Source organism: Lelliottia jeotgali (genome assembly GCF_016771845.1).
GTDB classification, from domain to species: domain Bacteria; phylum Pseudomonadota; class Gammaproteobacteria; order Enterobacterales; family Enterobacteriaceae; genus Enterobacter; species Enterobacter jeotgali.
In genome coordinates this window covers 1336709-1358486 of sequence record NZ_JAENMQ010000001.1, presented here as the reverse complement: position 1 = coordinate 1358486, position 21778 = coordinate 1336709, and the positions used below count along the sequence as shown (strand labels likewise).

20 protein-coding genes are annotated in these 21778 nt (G+C 55.8%); 15 read left to right on the top strand and 5 right to left on the bottom strand.

Annotated elements, in window-relative coordinates; translation table 11 throughout:
• The first annotated feature begins 96 nt into the window (after nucleotides 1-96).
• Genes rnc through acpS form a run of 5 tightly spaced genes read left to right on the top strand, consistent with a single transcriptional unit; the run spans nucleotide 97 to nucleotide 3539 of the window.
• Nucleotides 97-777: a ribonuclease III gene (rnc, locus tag JBO43_RS06360; protein WP_095284345.1), complete on the top strand. Its 681-nt coding sequence runs from the start codon at nucleotides 97-99 to the stop codon at nucleotides 775-777.
• On the top strand, nucleotides 774-1679 hold the full coding sequence (gene era, locus JBO43_RS06355) for a GTPase Era (protein WP_095282940.1): 906 nt from the start codon (nucleotides 774-776) through the stop codon (nucleotides 1677-1679). The genes rnc and era overlap by 4 nt, the downstream gene beginning before the upstream one ends.
• A 10-nt stretch (nucleotides 1680-1689) precedes the next feature.
• Nucleotides 1690-2400, top strand: coding sequence for a DNA repair protein RecO (recO, locus tag JBO43_RS06350; protein WP_202673922.1), 711 nt, complete (start codon nucleotides 1690-1692; stop codon nucleotides 2398-2400).
• A gap of 27 nt (nucleotides 2401-2427) precedes the next feature.
• Nucleotides 2428-3159, top strand: coding sequence for a pyridoxine 5'-phosphate synthase (gene pdxJ / locus JBO43_RS06345; protein WP_202673921.1), 732 nt, complete (start codon nucleotides 2428-2430; stop codon nucleotides 3157-3159).
• Nucleotides 3159-3539 (top strand): holo-ACP synthase, encoded by a 381-nt coding sequence (gene acpS / locus JBO43_RS06340; protein WP_103947281.1) that lies wholly within the window; start codon nucleotides 3159-3161, stop codon nucleotides 3537-3539. The genes pdxJ and acpS overlap by 1 nt, the downstream gene beginning before the upstream one ends.
• Here the strand turns inward: acpS and JBO43_RS06335 are convergent.
• Nucleotides 3536-3796, bottom strand: a complete 261-nt coding sequence (locus tag JBO43_RS06335; RefSeq protein ID WP_095282936.1) for a YfhL family 4Fe-4S dicluster ferredoxin — start codon at nucleotides 3794-3796, stop codon at nucleotides 3536-3538. The genes acpS and JBO43_RS06335 overlap by 4 nt on opposite strands.
• Nucleotides 3797-3852: 56 nt before the next feature.
• Nucleotides 3853-4701, bottom strand: coding sequence for a MurR/RpiR family transcriptional regulator (locus JBO43_RS06330; RefSeq protein WP_095282935.1), 849 nt, complete (start codon nucleotides 4699-4701; stop codon nucleotides 3853-3855).
• Between the two features lie 114 nt (nucleotides 4702-4815).
• Between JBO43_RS06330 and murQ the strand changes: the two genes are divergently transcribed.
• The 4 genes from murQ to tadA are packed head-to-tail and all read left to right on the top strand — an operon-like array spanning nucleotide 4816 to nucleotide 8287.
• A complete protein-coding gene (gene murQ / locus JBO43_RS06325; protein ID WP_095282934.1) occupies nucleotides 4816-5709 on the top strand; it encodes an N-acetylmuramic acid 6-phosphate etherase in 894 nt (297 codons plus the stop codon).
• A 13-nt stretch (nucleotides 5710-5722) separates the two neighbouring features.
• Nucleotides 5723-7084, top strand: a complete 1362-nt coding sequence (locus JBO43_RS06320) for a PTS transporter subunit EIIC (protein WP_202673920.1) — start codon at nucleotides 5723-5725, stop codon at nucleotides 7082-7084.
• A 3-nt stretch (nucleotides 7085-7087) separates the two neighbouring features.
• A complete protein-coding gene (gene yfhb, locus JBO43_RS06315; RefSeq protein ID WP_202673919.1) occupies nucleotides 7088-7723 on the top strand; it encodes a phosphatidylglycerophosphatase C in 636 nt (211 codons plus the stop codon).
• A gap of 24 nt (nucleotides 7724-7747) precedes the next feature.
• Nucleotides 7748-8287 carry a tRNA adenosine(34) deaminase TadA gene (gene tadA, locus JBO43_RS06310; RefSeq protein WP_095282931.1) on the top strand — a complete coding sequence of 180 codons (540 nt, stop codon included), beginning with the start codon at nucleotides 7748-7750 and terminating at the stop codon, nucleotides 8285-8287.
• On the opposite strand, the gene mltF is transcribed toward tadA, so the two are convergent.
• Nucleotides 8175-9725 (bottom strand): membrane-bound lytic murein transglycosylase MltF, encoded by a 1551-nt coding sequence (mltF, locus tag JBO43_RS06305; protein WP_202673918.1) that lies wholly within the window; start codon nucleotides 9723-9725, stop codon nucleotides 8175-8177. The two genes, tadA and mltF, sit on opposite strands and share 113 nt — an antisense overlap.
• A gap of 266 nt (nucleotides 9726-9991) precedes the next feature.
• Here mltF and purL point away from each other — a divergent pair, with 266 nt between their 5' ends.
• The 5 genes from purL to glnB all read left to right on the top strand — a co-directional run bounded on the left by purL (nucleotide 9992) and on the right by glnB (nucleotide 18399).
• A complete protein-coding gene (gene purL, locus JBO43_RS06300; protein WP_202673917.1) occupies nucleotides 9992-13879 on the top strand; it encodes a phosphoribosylformylglycinamidine synthase in 3888 nt (1295 codons plus the stop codon).
• 572 nt (nucleotides 13880-14451) lie between these two features.
• The gene (gene qseE / locus JBO43_RS06295; RefSeq protein WP_202673916.1) at nucleotides 14452-15885 is read left to right on the top strand and encodes a two component system sensor histidine kinase QseE/GlrK; all 1434 of its coding nucleotides are present in this window, start codon (nucleotides 14452-14454) and stop codon (nucleotides 15883-15885) included.
• On the top strand, nucleotides 15882-16646 hold the full coding sequence (qseG, locus tag JBO43_RS06290) for a two-component system QseEF-associated lipoprotein QseG (protein WP_095282927.1): 765 nt from the start codon (nucleotides 15882-15884) through the stop codon (nucleotides 16644-16646). Before qseE ends, qseG begins: the two co-directional genes overlap by 4 nt.
• Nucleotides 16643-17980, top strand: coding sequence for a two-component system response regulator GlrR (gene glrR / locus JBO43_RS06285; RefSeq protein WP_095282926.1), 1338 nt, complete (start codon nucleotides 16643-16645; stop codon nucleotides 17978-17980). Before qseG ends, glrR begins: the two co-directional genes overlap by 4 nt.
• Before the next feature lie 80 nt (nucleotides 17981-18060).
• The gene (gene glnB / locus JBO43_RS06280; protein WP_002914032.1) at nucleotides 18061-18399 is read left to right on the top strand and encodes a nitrogen regulatory protein P-II; all 339 of its coding nucleotides are present in this window, start codon (nucleotides 18061-18063) and stop codon (nucleotides 18397-18399) included.
• Nucleotides 18400-18510: 111 nt separating this feature from the next.
• Here the strand turns inward: glnB and hmpA are convergent, their stop codons facing one another.
• On the bottom strand, nucleotides 18511-19689 hold the full coding sequence (gene hmpA, locus JBO43_RS06275; protein ID WP_095282925.1) for an NO-inducible flavohemoprotein: 1179 nt from the start codon (nucleotides 19687-19689) through the stop codon (nucleotides 18511-18513).
• A 304-nt stretch (nucleotides 19690-19993) separates the two neighbouring features.
• Between hmpA and glyA the strand changes: the two genes are divergently transcribed.
• Complete coding sequence (glyA, locus tag JBO43_RS06270; RefSeq protein WP_095282924.1) at nucleotides 19994-21247, top strand: serine hydroxymethyltransferase; 1254 nt, start codon at nucleotides 19994-19996, stop codon at nucleotides 21245-21247.
• Nucleotides 21248-21327: 80 nt separating this feature from the next.
• Here the strand turns inward: glyA and JBO43_RS06265 are convergent, their stop codons facing one another.
• Nucleotides 21328-21750 carry a DoxX family protein gene (locus JBO43_RS06265; RefSeq protein ID WP_095282923.1) on the bottom strand — a complete coding sequence of 141 codons (423 nt, stop codon included), beginning with the start codon at nucleotides 21748-21750 and terminating at the stop codon, nucleotides 21328-21330.
• Nucleotides 21751-21778: the final 28 nt, after the last annotated feature.

Here is a 21778-nt window from a genome sequence, read left to right as displayed (position 1 = left end):
GGCGCTGACTCAGTGCCACGGCACACGAAACCGCGTTGGTTGTATCAGGTCGGTTTCGTGTGCTGCATTTTTGACGCATTCATTTACTGGTATCGCATGAACCCCATCGTAATTAATCGGCTTCAACGGAAGCTGGGCTACACTTTTCAGCATCAGGAGTTGTTGCAACAGGCATTAACCCACCGCAGTGCCAGCAGCAAACACAATGAGCGCCTCGAGTTTTTAGGCGACTCCATTTTAAGTTACGTGATCGCCAATGCGCTTTATCACCGCTTCCCTCGTGTGGATGAAGGTGATATGAGCCGTATGCGCGCCACGCTGGTACGCGGCAATACGCTTGCCGAGATTGCACGCGAGTTTGAGCTGGGTGAATGCCTGCGACTCGGGCCGGGTGAACTGAAAAGCGGTGGTTTTCGCCGTGAATCTATTCTCGCGGACACTGTCGAAGCATTAATCGGCGGTGTTTTCCTCGACAGCGATATTCAGACGGTTGAACAACTCATTCTGAACTGGTACCAAACGCGTCTGGACGAAATTAGTCCGGGCGATAAACAAAAAGATCCGAAGACTCGTTTGCAGGAATACCTGCAGGGTCGCCACCTTCCTCTGCCATCTTATCTGGTGGTGCAGGTACGCGGCGAAGCACACGATCAGGAATTTACCATCCATTGCCAGGTTAGCGGCCTGAGTGAACCGGTGGTTGGCACAGGTTCAAGCCGTCGCAAGGCTGAACAGGCTGCCGCCGAACAGGCGTTAAAAATGCTGGAGCTGGAATGAGCGAAGAAAAAAGTTACTGCGGTTTTGTTGCCATTGTCGGACGTCCGAACGTCGGCAAATCAACGCTACTGAATAATCTGCTTGGGCAGAAAATTTCTATTACGTCCCGTAAGGCGCAAACCACGCGTCACCGTATCGTCGGTATTCATACTGAAGGCCCGTATCAGGCGATTTATGTCGATACCCCAGGCCTGCATATGGAAGAGAAGCGTGCGATCAACCGCCTGATGAACAAAGCGGCGAGCAGCTCTATCGGTGACGTTGAGCTGATCATCTTTGTGGTTGAAGGCACTCGCTGGACGCCGGACGATGAGATGGTGCTGAACAAACTGCGCGATGGCAAATCGCCGGTCATTCTTGCGGTCAACAAAGTTGACAACGTGCAGGAAAAAGCCGATCTGCTGCCGCACCTGCAGTTCCTGGCAAGTCAGATGAATTTCCTCGACATCGTTCCACTGTCTGCGGAAACCGGCATGAACGTCGATACCATCGCTGGTATCGTGCGTAAACATCTGCCAGAAGCCATTCATCATTTCCCGGAAGATTACATCACCGACCGCTCCCAGCGCTTTATGGCGTCTGAAATCATCCGTGAAAAACTGATGCGTTTCCTGGGTGCAGAACTGCCGTACTCCGTGACCGTGGAGATCGAACGCTTCCAGACCAACGAACGCGGCGGGTATGACATCAACGGGCTGATCCTCGTTGAGCGTGAAGGGCAGAAGAAGATGGTGATTGGCAATAAAGGCGCCAAAATCAAAACCATCGGAATCGAAGCGCGTAAAGATATGCAGGATATGTTCGAAGCCCCGGTTCACCTGGAACTGTGGGTGAAGGTCAAATCCGGCTGGGCTGATGACGAGCGCGCATTGCGTAGTCTCGGTTACGGCGACGACGTATAAGACAACGAACATGACTGAAGGCTGGCAGCGCGCATTCGTCTTGCACAGCCGTCCGTGGAGCGAAACCAGCCTCATGCTGGACGTCTTCACGGAAGAATCCGGTCGCGTGCGCCTTGTGGCTAAAGGCGCACGCTCCAAACGCTCTAACCTGAAGGGCGCGCTACAACCCTTCACTCCGCTGCTGGTTCGCTTTGGTGGACGCGGCGAAGTCAAAACCCTGCGCAGTGCCGAAGCCGTCTCTCTGGCGCTTCCGCTGTCGGGTATCACGCTCTATAGCGGTCTGTACGTCAACGAACTCATCTCCCGCGTCCTTGAACACGAAACCCGCTTCTCTGAACTCTTTTTCGATTACCTGCATTGCATCCAGGCGCTGGCTGGCGCAACGGGCACGCCCGAACCCGCATTACGTCGCTTTGAGCTGGCGCTGCTCGGCCATCTTGGCTACGGCGTGGATTTTCTGCACTGCGCGGGGAGCGGTGAATCCGTGGATGACGTCATGACCTACCGCTATCGTGAAGAGAAAGGTTTTATTGCCAGCGTGGTTATCGACAACACAACGTTCACCGGACGGCATCTCAGGGCGCTGTATGAGCGAGAATTTCCTGACCAGGATACCTTACGCGCGGCAAAACGCTTTACCCGAATTGCCCTCAAGCCGTATCTTGGTGGCAAGCCCTTAAAGAGCCGCGAATTATTCAGGCAGTTTGTGCCAAAGCGTTAACGAACAATGAGAAAACCGAGGATTGTCATGGCTGAATTACTGTTAGGCGTCAACATTGATCACATTGCCACGCTGCGTAATGCGCGAGGCACGGCTTATCCTGATCCGGTTCAGGCGGCATTTATTGCCGAACAGGCAGGCGCCGACGGCATTACCGTTCATCTGCGTGAAGACCGCCGTCATATCACCGATCGTGACGTACGCATCCTGCGCCAGACGCTGGACACACGTATGAATCTGGAAATGGCGGTGACGGAAGAGATGCTGGCGATCGCCTGCGAAACCCAACCGCATTTCTGCTGCCTGGTGCCAGAAAAGCGCCAGGAAGTGACCACCGAAGGCGGGCTGGATGTCGCCGGACAGCGTGACAAAATGACCGATGCCTGCAAACGCCTGGCTGATGCCGGTATCCTGGTGTCTCTGTTTATCGATGCGGATTTCGACCAGATCAAAGCCGCCGCCGATGTCGGTGCGCCGTACATCGAAATTCACACCGGCTGCTATGCGGACGCTAAAGACGAAGTCACTCAGGCCAAAGAACTCGATCGTATTGCCAAAGCGGCAACCTACGCGGCGAGCCTCGGCCTGAAGGTCAACGCCGGTCACGGTCTGACCTATCACAACGTCAGAGCAATTGCTGAAATTCCGGAAATGCACGAGCTGAATATCGGCCATGCGATAATCGGGCGCGCGGTGATGAGCGGTCTGAAAGACGCCGTTACCGAAATGAAACGCCTGGTGCTGGAAGCGCGTCAGTAATGGCGATTCTTGGCTTAGGAACGGACATCGTTGAAATCTCCCGCATTGAAGCGGTGATCGCTCGCAGCGGCGATCGCCTGGCAAAACGGGTGCTCAGCGATAACGAATGGGCCATCTGGGAAGCGCACCAACAGCCGGTGCGTTTTCTGGCGAAACGCTTCGCGGTCAAAGAAGCCGCCGCGAAAGCGTTTGGCACCGGGATCCGTAACGGCCTGGCGTTTAATCAGTTTGAAGTGTTTAACGATGAGCTGGGCAAACCCCGCCTGCGGTTATGGGGCGAAGCGCAAAAACTGGCAGAAAAATTGGGCGTGAATCACATGCATGTCACACTGGCGGACGAACGTCATTACGCCTGTGCGACGGTGATCATCGAAAGTTAGAGTTTGTCCGCGTGATGCATTAGCACGAATTTGTCCCACAGCTGCTCTTCGGATTCGGTATGCGCCGGGTCTTTGAGAATGGTGTTCGGGATCGGGCAAACTTTCTGACAGGTCGGCGTTTCGTAATGGCCGATGCATTCGGTGCAGCGATCGCTGTTAATCTCATAAATGCTGTCACCCATCGAAATCGCCTCGTTAGGGCACTCGGGTTCGCACATATCGCAGTTGATGCATTTTTTGGTGATTAACAGCGCCATCAGGAAAATCTCAGAAACATCACAAACAGGGCGGGCATTATACGCTCATTCTCTGTTCAGACCAGTTTTTTTACCAGCTCCTCGCTGTGACGAATACGCTCCGGCGCATGCTCAAGATCCTGCTGCACCAGCGCCACGAACAGCAAATCCGTCAGCATCATCTGTGCGCTAGTGGACGAAATCGCCGCGCTGCGAGTGGCTTGCTCTTCAGCAATCGTGTAGAGGCAGCGCGTAGCCCGCTGTTGTAGCGCATTCGGAGTAAAACCGGTAATTGCCAGGATTTTGCCGCCCACGCGCAGCGCTTCATCGGAGGCCAGATTGATCTCGCGACGTTCCCCGGAGTACGAGATGGCCAGCAGTAAATCCTCAGGTGCCATCGCCTGAACGGTGGATAACAGCGCGTGCATGTCCTGTTCGACAACCGCGTTATAGCCGATTTTAGTCAGCTTCCAGCCGAAGTTGCGCGCAACCAGCCCCGACGCGCCGATGCCGGTCAAAATAATCCGCCGTGCAGTGCGCAGCATTCCAACGCTTTCCAGTAACTTCTCTTCGCTGTTCACATCAAGCGTAGCGTGCATCGCCGAGACGTTCTCTTTGATCAGCTTCTCACCCACCAGACGCATCGGATCGTCACCGCGAATCTGGTTATGCAGCGGCATCGATTGTGGATTTGGGTTGTTGACCAGCGCTTCGCTGATCGCCAGCTTGAGTGCCGGAAAACCTTTAAAACCAATTTTTTGCGCGAATTTCACCACGCTCGACTGGCTCACTCCGGCTTCGCTGGCCAGCTGTTGGGAGCTTAAATGACGCGCACGATCGGGCTGCGCCAGCAGGAAGTCCGCCAGTTTCTTATCGCTCTGGGCAAAGCCCGCGTACCGCTGGCGAATACGAATTAAACAGTTCATACGCCTCCTGGCGAAATGTGATAGCGGCTGCAAAACCGAATTTGCTCGCCTGCATGAATTTTATATTCCATTATAGTACGGTCATTATGAATTAAAAATTCTTGAGGTAAAAAGATGAATCTAGGCTCACTCGTTTCAGAAACCCGCAATCCACAAACGATGGATCTTGATGCGCTCTCCACGCTTGACCTTGTAAACCGCTTTAATCAACAGGATACGCTGGTCGCGCTGGCAGTGAAAGAGACATTGCCTGAGGTGGCGAAAGCCGTCGATGCCGCCGCCGATGCTCTGAAAGCTGGTGGACGCATTATTTATATGGGAGCCGGTACCAGTGGTCGTCTCGGCGTACTGGATGCGTCTGAATGCCCGCCGACCTTCGGCGTGCCGCATGGTCTGGTGGTCGGGCTAATTGCCGGTGGGCCTGGCGCGTTGTTAAAAGCGGTCGAAGGGGCGGAGGACGACAAACAGCTCGGGGCTGACGATCTGATCGCCATCAATCTGACCGAAAACGATTTGGTGGTCGGCCTGGCGGCGTCCGGGCGCACGCCTTATGTTATCGGTGGTCTGGAATATGCCAACCAGCTGGGCTGCACGACTGTGGCGATTTCCTGTAATCCGGGTTCACCCATTGCTCAGGTTGCTGCGATCGCAATCTCGCCCGTTGTCGGGCCAGAAGCGCTGACGGGCTCCACTCGTCTAAAATCAGGCACCGCGCAAAAGCTGGTGCTGAACATGATCTCCACCGGTGCGATGGTGAAGTTTGGCAAGGTCTACCAGAACCTGATGGTGGACATGAAAGCCACCAACATCAAGCTAGTGGACCGCGCCTGCCGCATGGTGGTCGAAGCCACCGGTGCCAGCCGCGAAGAGGCACAAGCGGTACTCAAACAAACCGATCACGATGTTAAACCGGCCATTCTGATGATTCTGAGCGGACTGGACGCCACAGCGGCGCGGGCAAAACTGGAAGCCCATCAGGGATTCTTGCGCGCTGCATTACAAAACTAAAACTGAGGCGTTTATGGAAAAAACAGCAGCGCTCGCCAGCGACATCCTGCAGGGGATTGGCGGAGAGAAAAATATACTTCGTCTTGAAAACTGCATGACGCGCGTGCGGGTAGAAGTGCAGGACGACGGCCAGCTCGATCTGGCTCGTCTGAAAAAGCTCTCCGGCGTCAGCGGCTACGTGAAGCAGGGTGCACAGCACCAGCTGATTGTCGGGCCAGGCAAAGCCGCGCAGGTGGTGGATGCGATGCGTGCGTTGATGACAGGGGAAAGCGCAGAAGTATTAGGCGATGTCGATCGCAATAAAGCGCAGGCCAAAGCCAAATACAAAGCCCCGATGAGCGATGCGCTGCGACAGCTGGCTAACGTTTTTATTCCTCTGATCCCGGCGTTTATCGCCTCCGGCCTGATTACCGGTATTATCAACATCCTTAAACGCCCGGATATTGTCGGTGATTTTGCGACCCACTATCCAAATATGCTCGGCATTCTGGGCATTTTCGGCAGTGCAGTGTTTGCCATCATGAACATCCTCGTCGGTGTCAACGCGGCGAAAGTTTACGGCGGCTCGATGGCGATGGGCGGCGTGATGGCGGGGATCCTCTCCAGCCCGCAGCTGGCGCAAATCACCCTGTTTGGCGCGGCGCTCCAGCCTGGGCGCGGTGGTGTCATCGCGGTACTGCTGGTGGTCGCTCTGATGTGCTGGATCGAAAAAAGGCTGAGGAATCTTCTGCCAGGCTCGATTGAGTTGATCCTCAACCCGCTGCTGACGACGCTGATTACCGGTACCATCGCGATTGTGGCGTTGCAGCCGCTGGGCGGCCTGATCTCCGAGGCGATTGCCCACGGGGCGACGATGGCCATTGATCGCGGCGGATTGATGGTTGGGGCAGTACTGTCGGGCACTTTCCTGCCGCTGGTGCTCACCGGGCTGCATCAGGGGCTGGTGCCGATTCACGTCGAGCTGGTCCAGGCGCATGGCTACAACGCGCTGCTGCCGATCCTGTCGATGGCAGGGATGGGGCAAGTCGGTGCGGCGGTTGCCATCCTGATGAAAACCCGTAACGCGCGCCTTAAAAAAGTCATCAAAGGCGCGTTGCCCGTGGGATTATTGGGCATCGGCGAGCCGCTCATTTTCGGCGTCACGCTGCCGCTCGGTAAGCCATTCCTCGCTGCCTGTCTGGGTGGGGCGGCCGGTGGGGCGCTGATCAGTTTCTGGAAAGTGGCGACGGTTATTACCTTTGGCATCTCCGGTTTACCGCTGGCATTAACCATCGTGACCGGAAAAGTCATGCTCTATCTGTTAGGCTGTTTGGTAGCAATCATCGCCGGGTTCCTGTTTACCAGGCTGTTAGGATTCAACGATCCAGAGGAGTAAGGTTTGGTTAATCACGAGCGCCGCGTTGTCTTTTTCGATTTGGATGGAACGCTACATCAGCAGGATATGTTTGGCACATTTATGCGCTATCTGTTGCGTCGCCAGCCTTTAAACGCACTGCTCGTGCTACCTCTTTTACCGGTTATCGGGATTGCGATGTTGATCAAAGGCCGCGCGGCGAGATGGCCAATGAGCCTGCTACTGTGGGGTTGCACCTTTGGTCACAGCGACGCGCGACTCAACCAGCTTGTGCAGGATTTCGTCCACTGGTTTCGCGGGCATGTCACCGCGTTTCCGGTGGTTCAGGATCGCCTGACGCAATATCTTAACGCCAACGACGCCGATATCTGGCTGATTACCGGCTCGCCGCAGCCGCTGGTGGAGCAGGTCTATTTCGACACCCCCTGGCTGCCGCGCGTCAATCTTATTGCCACTCAAATGGGACGTGCATATGGCGGCTGGGTGTTGACTCTGCGCTGTCTGGGCCATGAGAAAGTGGTGCAACTGGAAAAAAAAATCGGCACGCCGCTGCGTCTTTACAGTGGCTACAGCGACAGCAAGCAGGACAACCCGCTGCTCTACTTCTGCCAGCACCGTTGGCGCGTTACGCCGTCGGGCGAACTTCAGCAACTGGAATAGTGTTAACCATAACGGGTGTGTATAATGCCGCCCGCTTTCCAACTGGAGTACCTTTCGTTGTCTGACCTTGAACTCAACCATGAATACTGGATGCGCCACGCGCTCACACTGGCTAAACGCGCCTGGGATGAGGGCGAAGTGCCCGTGGGTGCCGTTCTGGTGCATAACAATCAGGTGATTGGCGAAGGGTGGAACCGTCCAATTGGTCGCCACGATCCTACTGCGCATGCGGAAATCATGGCTCTGCGTCAGGGCGGGTTGGTATTACAGAACTATCGACTGCTCGATACCACGCTGTACGTCACCCTCGAACCCTGTGTGATGTGCTCCGGGGCGATGGTCCATAGCCGCATCGGCACGCTGGTGTACGGTGCGCGGGATGAAAAAACCGGCGCGGCGGGATCATTAATGGACGTCCTTGGGCATCCGGGCATGAACCATCAGGTGCAGATTATCGGTGGGGTGCTTGCACCAGACTGTTCGGGGCTATTAAGCGATTTCTTTCGAATGCGCCGTCAGCAGAAAAAGCAACAAAAGGCAGAATTGAAGTCGTCGGGTGATTAAGCTCATTCGGTGACACCACCGGATAGCTTTGCGCCAGCTGCTGCGCCTCAATCACCTCTTTCTCTTTCTCGAGCAAATACCCTTCCAGGCTTATCTGATATTTACGGATATTTTCCACATACGCGTAGGCCTCATGCCCGCGCGCATAGCCGTAGGTCAGCTTATTGTACCAGGGCTTTTGGCTTAACAGCGGCAGGCGCTGTTTGACGTCAGACCAACTGTCGGGATTCCCTTTGGTTTTGGCCGTCAGCGCCCGCGCGTCGAGCATGTGCGCGTAGCCCATGTTGTACGCCGCCAGCGCAAACCAGATCCGTTCTTCTTCCGGCACCGTGTCCGGCACTTTCGCCATCATATCCTGCAGATAACGCGCCCCACCGCTGATGCTCTGTTCGGCATCGGTACGATCCGTCAGGCCAAGGCTTTGCGCCGTGTTTTTGGTGAGCATCATCAGACCGCGTACGCCGGTCGGTGAAGTCGCCTGCGCGTCCCAGTGCGATTCCTGATACGAAATCGCCGCCAGCAAACGCCAGTCGATCTCCTGGGCATATTTCTCAAACAGCGGCTGGAGATCGGGCAGCACGCTGTCCACCGCGCGCAGGAAGCTGCGGGTATCGACGTAATCAAAATCGCCACCGTGACCGAGGTATTTCTCCTCCAGCCGTGCAAGCGTGCCGTCTTCGTTCATCGAATTGAAGAAATCGAGCATTGCGGCGGACAGGGTTTGATCCTCGTCGAGAGGGCTAAACCAGGTCACGGGCTGTTCGTCGGTTACGTCCAGCGCCACAGCAATCTCCGGGTGCACGCGCTGGAACAAGCTGATCGCCACCGAATCGGCGATGGTGTAGGCCAGCTTTTTATCTTTTACCTGCTCCAGCAGAGCTGAAGTACCGAGTTTTTCATCGACCTTCCAGCTGAGATCGGGGAATTTCTTCTCTTTCAGCGAACGCAGGTCGTCAATTACCACATGCCCGGGCGCGATAGTGAGCTGCTGATCGGTCAGATTGGCAAGAGTGCGAGGGCGCAAATTTCCGACGCGATACACTAGCTGCTGTGAAACGGAATAGTAGGTCGGCCCCGGCTGATAGCTCTTGCTGCGTTCGCTGTTATAGACCAGGCCGGCGGCCAGCATATCCGCATCGTCGTTATCCAGATCGTCGAACAGCTGGCTAATGTTCTGGCGCACGGTGATTTTGAGCTTCACGCCCAGATAGTCGGCAAACTGCTGCGCCAGCTCATAATCGAGACCGGTGATTTTGCCGTTCACGTTGTTGTAGGTCAGCGGAGAGCTGATGGTACTGACGCGCAGTTCCCCCCGCGATTGGATCGCGGCGATACGGTTTTCGGCTTTGCCGAACCAGGGGATAGAAGGCCAGAGGGCCGCTGCCAGCAGCAGTGTAACAATGCCGATGAGCAGATAATTAATCTTTAATTTTTTCAATTAGTTAATTCTCTGCGCCGTGCGTTGCCTCAGTGTGCTGTAGCCATGTTGATTATAAGGTTTGCCATTGATTGAGCGGCATTTTGCGCAAACTTGCGTCAGTTGGCAACAAATTAGAGAGACAGGTCACACCTATGGATAAAAATGCGAGATGATTTTATTTCGACGCAAACGGTTTCGTCGGCGCTCAGGATTCTCTATAATGACGCCCGTTTTCCCCTTGCGCACACTGTAAGCGCCTCAGGCGCTTCGAAGACGAGAGACTTATGATGGAAATTCTGCGTGGTTCGCCTGCACTGTCTGCCTTCCGTATCAACAAACTGCTGGCACGTTTTCAGGCAGCCGACCTTCCGGTAAGCAATATTTACGCTGAGTATGTCCATTTTGCTGACCTGAATGCTCCCTTAAATGCACAGCAGCGCGAGCAGCTTGAACGTCTGCTCAAGTATGGCCCGAGCCTGAGCAGCCATACGCCAACCGGCAAACTGGTCCTTGCAACGCCTCGCCCTGGTACCATCTCCCCCTGGTCTTCTAAAGCCACTGACATCGCCCACAACTGCGGCCTGAGCCAGATCAATCGTCTGGAACGCGGAGTGGCGTATTACGTTGAAGCCTCGACCCTGACCGCTGAACAGTGGCAGACGGTTACCGCTGAACTGCACGACCGCATGATGGAGAGCGTCTTCGCCTCTCTGGATGACGCAGAAAAACTCTTCTCTCACCATCAGCCTGCGCCGGTACAGAGCGTGGATCTGCTGGGTGAAGGCCGTCAGGCCCTGATTGATGCCAACCTGCGTTTGGGTCTGGCACTGGCAGATGACGAGATTGATTACCTGCAGGATGCGTTCGTGAAGTTGAACCGCAATCCGAACGACATCGAACTCTATATGTTCGCGCAGGCCAACTCTGAACACTGCCGTCATAAGATTTTCAACGCCGACTGGATTATCGACGGCGAAGAACAGCCGAAGTCGCTGTTCAAGATGATCAAAAACACCATGGAAAAAACGCCTGACCACGTTCTGTCTGCTTATAAGGACAACGCGGCGGTGATGGAAGGTTCCGAGGTAGGCCGCTTCTTCGCCGACCGCGAAGCAGGGCGCTATGACTTCCATCAGGAGCCTGCGCATATCCTGATGAAAGTGGAAACACACAACCACCCGACGGCGATTTCTCCGTGGCCGGGTGCGGCGACAGGTTCTGGCGGCGAAATCCGTGACGAAGGGGCAACCGGACGCGGTGCAAAACCCAAAGCGGGCCTGGTCGGTTTCTCCGTCTCCAACCTGCGTATTCCTGGCTTTGAACAGCCGTGGGAAGAAGATTTCGGTAAGCCGGAGCGTATCGTCACCGCGCTCGACATCATGACCGACGGCCCGTTGGGCGGCGCGGCGTTTAACAACGAATTTGGTCGCCCGGCCCTGAACGGCTACTTCCGTACCTACGAAGAAAAAGTCGACAGCCACAACGGCGAAGAGCTGCGCGGCTATCACAAGCCGATCATGCTGGCGGGCGGGATCGGCAACATCCGCGCCGATCACGTGCAGAAAGGTGAGATCACCGTCGGCGCGAAGCTGATCGTCCTCGGTGGCCCGGCGATGAACATCGGTCTGGGCGGCGGGGCGGCCTCTTCGATGGCATCCGGCCAGTCTGACGCGGATCTCGATTTCGCCTCCGTGCAGCGCGACAACCCGGAAATGGAACGTCGCTGCCAGGAAGTGATCGACCGCTGCTGGCAGCTCGGCGACGCCAACCCGATTCTGTTCATCCACGACGTCGGCGCGGGCGGTCTGTCTAACGCCATGCCGGAACTGGTGAGCGACGGCGGACGCGGCGGTAAATTCAACCTGCGCGACATCCTGAGCGATGAGCCAGGCATGAGCCCGCTGGAAATCTGGTGTAACGAATCTCAGGAACGCTATGTGCTGGCGGTTTCTCCGGATCAGCTGCCGCTGTTCGACGAACTGTGCCGCCGCGAGCGCGCGCCGTACGCGGTCATCGGTGAAGCGACGGAAGAACTGCACCTGAGCATGAACGATCCACATTTCGACAATCAGCCGATTGACCTGCCGCTCGACGTACTGCTGGGCAAAACGCCGAAGATGACCCGTAACGTCGAAACACGCAAAGCCGCGGGCAAAGCGCTGGATGTGCGCGGTATCTCGATTGCCGATGCGGTGAATCGCGTTCTGCACCTGCCTGCGGTCGCAGAAAAAACCTTCCTCGTCACCATCGGCGACCGCTCGGTGACCGGTATGGTGGCTCGCGATCAGATGGTCGGCCCGTGGCAGATCCCGGTGGCGAACTGTGCGGTCACCACCGCGAGCCTCGACAGCTACTACGGCGAAGCGATGGCGCTGGGTGAACGTACCCCGGTGGCACTGCTGGACTTTGCCGCCTCTGCCCGTCTGGCGGTTGGTGAAGCGCTGACTAACATCGCAGCGACGCAGATTGGCGATATCAAACGCATCAAACTCTCCGCCAACTGGATGGCCGCAGCCGGTCACCCTGGCGAAGACGCTGGCCTGTACGAAGCGGTAAAAGCGGTTGGCGAGGAACTGTGTCCGGCGCTGGGTCTGACCATTCCGGTCGGCAAAGACTCCATGTCGATGAAAACCCGCTGGCAGGAAGGCAACGAACAGCGCGAGATGACTTCTCCACTGTCGCTGGTTATCACCGCCTTTGCCCGCGTGGAAGATGTGCGTCACATCATCACCCCGCAGCTGGTCACGGAAGATAACGCCCTGCTGCTTATCGATCTCGGCAAAGGCCACAACGCCCTCGGCGCGACCGCGCTGGCGCAGGTTTATCGTCAACTGGGCGACAAACCGGCCGACGTGCGCGACGTCGCGCAGCTGAAAGGCTTCTACGACGCCATTCAGGCGCTGGTGGCTGAACGTAAACTGCTGGCCTATCACGACCGTTCAGACGGCGGCCTGCTGGTCACGCTGGCAGAGATGGCCTTTACCGGCCACTGCGGCGTGGAAGCGAACATCGCCACGCTGGGCGACGACCGTCTGGCCGCGCTGTTTAACGAAGAGCTGGGGGCGGTAATTCAGGTGCGTGCCGCGGATCGCGACGCGGTCGAAGTGTTGCTGGCGAAACACGGCCTGGCGGATTGCGTGCATTATCTCGGTAAAGCCGTCACCGGCGATCGTTTTGTTATCGAAGCAGACGGTCATGCGGTGTTCAGCGAAAGCCGTTCTACGCTTCGTATGTGGTGGGCAGAAACTACCTGGCAGATGCAGCGTCTACGCGATAACCCGGAGTGCGCCGACCAGGAGCACGAAGCGAAAGCGAATGACAACGATCCGGGCCTGAACGTGAAGCTCACCTTCGACATCAACGAAGATGTGGCAGCGCCATACATCGCGAAAGGTGCGCGTCCCAAAGTGGCGGTTCTGCGCGAGCAGGGCGTGAACTCCCACGTCGAAATGGCGGCGGCGTTCCACCGTGCGGGCTTCGACGCTATCGATGTTCACATGAGCGATCTGCTGGCAGGACGCACCGGCCTGGAAGATTTCCAGGCGCTGGTGGCCTGCGGCGGCTTCTCTTACGGCGACGTGCTGGGAGCGGGCGAGGGCTGGGCGAAGTCCATCCTGTTTAACAACCGCGTGCGCGACGAGTTCGAAACCTTCTTCCATCGTCCGCAGACGCTGGCGCTGGGCGTGTGTAACGGTTGCCAGATGATGTCGAATCTGCGCGAACTGATCCCAGGCAGCGACGCCTGGCCGCGCTTTGTGCGTAACCAGTCTGACCGCTTCGAAGCGCGTTTCAGCCTGGTAGAAGTGACGCAAAGCCCATCTCTGCTGTTGCAGGGAATGGTCGGCTCGCAGATGCCTATCGCTGTTTCTCACGGCGAAGGGCAGGTGGAAGTGCGTGATGCGGCACATCTCGCCACGCTCGAAAGCAAAGGGCTGGTGGCGCTGCGCTTCGTGGATCACTTCGGAAAGGTGACACAAACTTATCCGGCGAACCCGAACGGCTCGGCGAACGGCATCACCGCCGTAACCAGCGAAAGCGGTCGTGCCACTATCATGATGCCGCACCCGGAGCGCGTGTTCCGTACCGTGAGCAACTCCTGGCACCCGGAAAACTGGGGCGAGGACAGCCCGTGGATGCGTATTTTCCGCAATGCGCGTAAACAGTTAGGTTAATCAGCCAGTTGTTGCCGGGCGGCACTGCGTTTGCCCGGCCTACGATTAAATCCCCTGTAGGCCCGGTAAGCGTTAGCGCCACCGGGCTTTTTTATGTCTGTCGCAAAATCGCGACAAACGCATAACAATGATGTCTCCAAAAGGAGACATATAAGGCATTGATTTATAAAGGGTGTGAGATAGCGGTAAGAAGGTGTATCTAATTAGCGACACTTAGCCTGGAAACTGTTCATCGACGAAGTAACATGAAAACGTTATAAAACAGTTTACATTCAACGTGTTAATAAATTGTTTTGCATTCTGGCACGGCTGTTGCATAATATTAACCAGTGGCTCATTCACCCTCTTATGTCAGCCCCTTCGGGACGCGCTACATAAACTTCGAATGACGCACAACAAGGTGCCTGCCGTCCAACTACTGATTATAGCGATGCTTTATCAGACCCAGGGCGAAACGTCGAGTAAGGCACCGCCTCATTTCACAACAAAGCCGGGTTTTTACCCGGCTTTGTTGTATCTAAAGGGCTGACTCAGTTAGCATCACTCAACACCCACATTGAGAGAGTCATGCGTTGAAACGCTGGTCAATTTTCCCACGCTCCCTGCGACAGCTCGTTATGATGGCATTCTTGCTGATCCTGTTACCGCTGCTGGTTCTGGCCTGGCAGGCGTGGCAGAGCCTCAACGCGCTCAGCGCCCAGGCGGCACAGACGAACCGCACCACGCTGGTCGATGCCCGCCGCAGCGAGGCAATGACCAACGCCGCGCTGGAGATGGAGCGCAGCTATCGTCAGTACTGCGTGCTCGACGACCGCACGCTGGCGAAGGTCTATCAGAATCAGCGCAAACGCTACAGTGAAATGCTGGACGCCCACGCGGGCGTGCTTCCCGATGACAAACTCTATCAGGCGCTGCGCCAGGATCTGAACGACCTGGGGCAGCTGCAGTGCAAAAATAGCGGCCCGGATGAGGTCGCCACCGCTAAGCTCGAAGCCTTTGCCAGCGCCAATACCGAAATGGTGCAATCCACGCGCGCAGTGATTTCATCCCGCGGGCTGCAACTCCAGCAGGAGATCGCCGAGCGCGGCCAGTTCTTTGGCTGGCAGGCGCTAGTGCTGTTTCTGGTCAGCCTTGGACTGGTGCTGCTTTTCACCCGCATGATCATCGGCCCGGTGAAGGGTATTGAGCGAATGATCAATCGTCTGGGGGAGGGCAAATCTCTCGGTAACTCCGTGGTGTTCAAAGGCCCGCGCGAGCTGCGCTCTGTCGGGCAACGCATCATCTGGCTCTCCGAGCGTTTGCAGTGGCTTGAATCTCAGCGCCACCAGTTTTTACGTCACATTTCCCATGAGCTGAAAACGCCGCTAGCCAGTATGCGCGAAGGCACCGAGCTGCTGGCCGATGAAGTGGCGGGGCCGTTAACCACCGAGCAAAAAGAGATCGTCGAGATTCTGGATGACAGCAGCCGCAACCTGCAAAAGCTGATTGAACAACTGCTGGATTACAACCGCAAACTGGCTGACGGTGCCGTTGAGCTGGAAAAAGTGGAGATAGAACCGCTGGTCGATATGGTGCTCTCCGCCCACAGCCTGCCTGCGCGAGCTAAAATGATGCATACCGAACTGGAACTCACTGAGCCAGTCTGCTTTGCAGAACCTATGCTATTAATGAGTGTGCTGGATAATCTTTATTCCAATGCGGTGCACTATGGTACTGAATCCGGTAACATTTATATTCGCAGTTTTACCCACAATTCACGGGTCTGTATCGACGTCGCCAACACCGGTAGTCCGATTCCGGTTGACGAGCAGAAGATGATTTTTGAGCCCTTTTTCCAGGGAAGTCATCAGCGAAAAGGTGCGGTAAAAGGGAGTGGTTTGGGCTTAAGCATTGCCCGCGATTGCATACGGCGGATGCACGGGGAGCTCTATATCTCCGATGACGACCGAGCCGACGTCTGTTTTCGTATTGAGCTACCCCTTGAGCCGGAAAAATCAATGAAATGAAGCTAAGTCTGGTGAGTATGTCACACGTCTTTTTCCGCGCATTAAGCGCGACGTTTTCCAGCAAAATCTTACGTTTAGGTCTGCCATGTCTGCTGCTGGCGGGCTGCGCTTCGCATGCGCCAAAAAGTGCCATCAGCGACAAACAAGACGATAAATATCCTGAACATCAACTGGCTGATTTCTTATCGACCGACTGCAATAATATCTGGCAGCTAAGCGGTCATGATGTCGAATCGAACCCGCTGTTCTGGTTGCGCGGTATGGATTGCGCCGATCGTCTCTCTCCGGCGGCGGCCCGCGCTCAGGCACATTTATGGGCCGACGATACCTGGCAGGACACCTTCAAGCGCGGAATTTTACTGGCCAATGCCAAAATCAATCCGCTGGAGCGCCGCACCAATACCACGCGAATGGATGCGCTCAGCCCGCAAATCCCCGCGCAAATTCGCCCGCTGTATCAGCTGTGGCGCGACGGACAAGTTCTGCAACTGCAGCTCGCTGAAGAGCGCTCGCGCTACAGCAAGCTGCAACAGTCTGCGGACGGCGAGCTGGATACCCTGCGCCAGCAGCAGCAATATCTACGTTCCCAGCTTGATACCACCACCCGCAAGCTTGAAAACCTGACGGATATCGAACGCCAGCTCTCCACGCGCAAGCCAACCAGCAGCTATTTACCTGATAGCTCGAAGGGCAATGCGCAGCCTGCTAAAACGCCAGAGCAGGAGAGCGAAACGTCGAAACAAGAGGATGTGAAGCCATGACAATCCGCAAACCTGCCCATCTCCTGCTGGTCGACGACGACCCCGGCCTGTTAAAGCTGTTGGGAATGCGTCTGGTCAGCGAAGGTTACAGCGTGGTTACCGCCGAAAGTGGCGCGGAAGGGCTGAAAGCACTGGGACGCGAGAAAGTCGATCTGGTGATAAGCGACCTGCGCATGGATGAAATGGACGGGATGCAGCTGTTTGTCGAAATCCAGAAGCTGCAGCCCGGAATGCCGGTGATTATCCTGACCGCCCACGGCTCAATCCCGGATGCGGTTGCGGCCACTCAGCAGGGCGTATTCAGCTTCTTGACCAAACCGGTGGACAAAGACGCACTGTACAAAGCCATCGATGATGCGCTGGAACACTCCGCTCCGTCGGTGGATGAGAAGTGGCGTGAATCGATTGTTACCCGCAGCCCGATAATGCTGCGTCTGCTTGAGCAGGCGCGAATGGTCGCCCAGTCAGACGTCAGCCTGCTGATTAACGGCCAGAGCGGCACCGGGAAAGAGATTCTGGCGCAGGCAATCCACAATGCCAGCCCGCGCAGTAAAAATGCGTTTATTGCTATCAACTGCGGGGCGTTGCCGGAACAATTGCTGGAGTCAGAGCTATTTGGTCATGCGCGCGGAGCCTTTACCGGCGCGGTCAGCAGCCGGGAAGGGCTGTTCCAGGCGGCAGAAGGCGGCACGCTGTTCCTCGATGAGATTGGCGACATGCCCGTGCCGTTGCAGGTCAAACTGCTGCGCGTGTTGCAGGAGCGTAAAGTGCGCCCGCTCGGCAGCAACCGGGATATCGACATCAACGTGCGCATCATTTCCGCAACGCACCGCGATCTGCCGAAAGCGATGGAGCGCAAAGAGTTCCGCGAAGATCTCTACTACCGCCTGAACGTGGTGAACCTGAAAATCCCGGCACTCGCCGAGCGTTCAGAAGATATTCCGCTGCTGGCGAACCATCTTTTGCGCCAGTCGGCGGATCGCCACAAACCCTTCGTACGCGCGTTCTCCACCGATGCGATGAAGCGCCTGATGACCGCCAGTTGGCCGGGCAACGTGCGCCAACTGGTGAACGTGATCGAGCAGTGCGTGGCGCTCACCTCTTCGCCGGTGATCAGCGATGCGCTGGTGGATCAGGCGCTGGAGGGCGAAAACACGGCGCTGCCGACCTTCGTCGAAGCGCGTAACCAGTTCGAGCTCAACTATCTGCGCAAGCTGCTGCAAATAACCAAAGGCAACGTCACCCACGCCGCGCGCATGGCCGGGCGTAACCGCACCGAGTTCTACAAACTGCTGTCGCGACACGAGCTGGAAGCGAACGATTTTAAAGAGTAGTACCGCAAAATTTGACTGACTATGATACTGTGAGCAATCGATTACGAGGCTACAGACAGGCGAGCGTTTAAGGACCCACCATGAAAAAGATTGATGCGATTATTAAACCTTTCAAACTGGATGATGTGCGTGAAGCGCTGGCGGAAGTCGGTATCACCGGGATGACCGTCACGGAAGTGAAAGGCTTTGGTCGCCAGAAAGGTCATACCGAGTTGTACCGTGGCGCAGAGTACATGGTGGATTTCCTGCCGAAAGTGAAAATCGAAATTGTGGTGACTGACGATATCGTCGATACCTGCGTGGATACCATTATCCGCACGGCCCAGACCGGTAAAATTGGTGACGGCAAGATCTTCGTCTTTGACGTGGCGCGCGTCATCCGTATTCGTACGGGTGAAGAAGACGACGCGGCGATTTAAGCGGATAGATTTTTTTCCCTCTCCCCGTGGGAGAGGGTTAGGGTGAGGGCACCAGACCGCACCTGACTCGTAGGCCGGGTAAGGCGAAGCCGCCACCCGGCTTTTTTGGGCTTACAGCACCTTGTGCGGACCAAAGCATTCGTAATGAATCTGCTCTGCGTTCACACCCAGCTCAACCAGTTGCTTCGCCGCAAACTGCATAAACCCGACCGGACCGCAAAGATAAAACTGCATCGCCGGATCGCTGAACAACCCTTCCTGAGTGCGTAAATCCATCAGCCCTGCGCTATCAAACCGGTCTCCGCTTTCCGGTTGATTAAACCAGACATGCGAAGCAAAGTGCGGCAGCGTGGCACCCAGGGTCTTCACTTCATCAGCAAAAGCATGCACCTGGCCGTTTTCTGCCGCGTGGAACCAGTTGACCTGCGCGCTGTGGTTAGCCGCTGCGAGGGTATCCAGCATAGCCAGCATCGGCGTTTGACCAACACCCGCGGAAATCAGCGTCACCGGAGTGTTCGCCTCTACCGCCATAAAGAAATCACCCGCAGGTGCAGCCAGATGAACCACATCCCCGACGACAGCATGATTATGCAGCCAGCTCGAAACCTGACCGCCGTCTTCACGTTTCACCGCAATACGATAGCCTTTGCCATTCGCTTTACGGGTGAGTGAATATTGACGAATTTCCTGATGCGGGAACCCTTCTGGCTTTAGCCACACGCCGAGATACTGGCCTGGCTGATAATCCGCGACCGGCTGTCCGTCGACCGGCTCAAATTCAAAGCTAGTAATAAGCGCACTGCGCGGAGTTTTTTCGACGATACGGAATGCGCGCGTACCTTCCCAGCCTCCGTTTTTCGTGGCGTGTTCGCTGTAAATCTGCGCTTCACGATTGATGAACACACCCGCCAGCACGCCGTAGGCTTTGCCCCAGGCGTCAAGCACCTCCTGGCCTGGGCTGAACATCTCGTCCAGCGTCGCCAGCAGGTGCCCGCCGACGATGTCATATTGCTCCGGTTTAATCTGGAAGCTGGTGTGCTTCTGGGCGATTTTCTCGACGGCAGGCAGTAGCGCGGCCAGGTTTTCAATATTGCTGGCATACGCGGCGATGGCGTTAAACAGGGCTTCGCGCTGATCGCCGTTGCGCTGGTTGCTCATATTGAAAATCTCTTTGAGCTCCGGGTTGTGCGCGAACATGCGATCGTAAAAATGGGCGGTGAGTTTAGGTCCAGTTTCGACCAGCAGGGGAATGGTAGCTTTCACTGTAGCGATGGTTTGAGCGTCTAACATAGCAACTTCCTTGGACAGTTATTTTAATGATGTATTTTAAATGCATCTTATAAAAAATAACCCTGTGTTGTAAATGGTTCTTTGCAACATGAAATAGTTGCATCACAAACCTGAAAAGAAATCCATTGAAAACCGCGAGGTCTTTATTCCTCAAACCCTTGCGTGGCGTGGAGGTAAACGTTTGCGTAAAATCGTTTGTCAAGACCTGTTATCGCAACACTATTCGGTTATACTGTTGCCCGTCGTCTATCAGGACAGCCTTTTCTAGGCCAAATTTTATTGTTAGCTGAGTCAGGAGATGCGGATGTTAAAGCGTGAAATGAACATTGCCGATTATGATGCCGAACTGTGGCAGGCTATGGAGCAGGAAAAAGTACGTCAGGAAGAGCACATCGAACTGATCGCCTCCGAGAACTACACCAGCCCGCGCGTCATGCAGGCGCAGGGTTCTCAGCTGACCAACAAATATGCAGAAGGTTACCCGGGCAAGCGCTACTACGGCGGTTGCGAGTACGTTGATATCGTTGAACAACTGGCGATTGACCGTGCAAAAGAGCTGTTCGGCGCAGACTACGCGAACGTTCAGCCGCACTCTGGTTCTCAGGCTAACTTCGCGGTTTACACCGCGCTGCTGCAGCCGGGCGATACCGTTCTCGGTATGAACCTGGCGCAGGGCGGTCACCTGACTCACGGTTCCCCGGTTAACTTCTCCGGTAAACTGTACAACATCATCCCTTACGGTATTGATGAGTCCGGTAAAATTGACTATGAAGACATGGCGAAGCAGGCACAGACCCACAAACCGAAGATGATCATCGGTGGTTTCTCTGCTTACTCCGGCGTGGTTGACTGGGCAAAAATGCGTGAAATCGCAGACAGCATCGGCGCATACCTGTTCGTGGATATGGCACACGTTGCCGGTCTGATCGCGGCAGGCGTTTACCCGAACCCGGTTCCACACGCGCACGTCGTGACCACCACCACCCACAAAACCCTGGCGGGTCCGCGCGGCGGCCTGATCCTGGCGAAAGGCGGTGACGAAGATCTGTATAAGAAACTGAACTCTGCTGTGTTCCCAAGCGCACAGGGCGGCCCGCTGATGCACGTCATCGCGGCTAAAGCTGTCGCACTGAAAGAAGCGATGGAGCCAGAGTTCAAAGTTTACCAGCAGCAGGTTGCCAAAAACGCCAAAGCGATGGTGGAAGTGTTCCTGAACCGCGGCTACAAAGTGGTTTCTGGCGGCACTGAGAACCACCTGTTCCTGCTGGATCTGGTGGACAAAAACCTGACCGGTAAAGAAGCAGATGCTGCGCTTGGCCGTGCCAACATCACCGTGAACAAAAACAGCGTACCTAACGATCCGAAGAGCCCGTTTGTGACGTCCGGTATCCGTATCGGTTCTCCGGCTGTGACTCGCCGCGGTTTCAAAGAAGCCGAAGTGAAAGAGCTGGCTGGCTGGATGTGTGATGTTCTCGACAACATCAACGACGAAGCGGTTATCGAACGTATCAAAGGCAAAGTGCTGGATATCTGCGCACGTTTCCCTGTGTACGCGTAAGATCTCGCTTCAGTTTAAAAGGCCGCGTAAGCGGCCTTTTTTATTGTCTGGGAATAATGTCGGCCCGATAAGCGAGGATGTTACCGACGGTCGATCGATATCGCCCCCGGCCCGGTCACGGCCAGTAACAGAAACGCCCCGGCAATACTCACATTCTTGTAGAAGTTAATCATGTTCGGCATCACCGCATCGCCACTCATATCCCAGTAGTGGTGGCCAATCACCGCCGTCCCCAGGGTATAGAAGACAAATAACACTGCCAGTGGTCGGGTATAGAAACCGAGCACAATCAAAATCGCGGCGGGCACTTCCATGATCACCGCAATAATCGCCGCCAGCATTGGCATCGGTGCGCCGAGCGACGTCATATACTGCACTGTTCCATCAAACCCGGTTATTTTTGGAAGTCCAAAAATAATAAACAACACAACAACCGCGATACGTGCAATCAGCAGAACCAGCGAGCGGGACTGACCGAAATCGAAATAGCGTAGAGTGTTCATGGCAGGCTCGTTATTGGGTGGGGTTTAC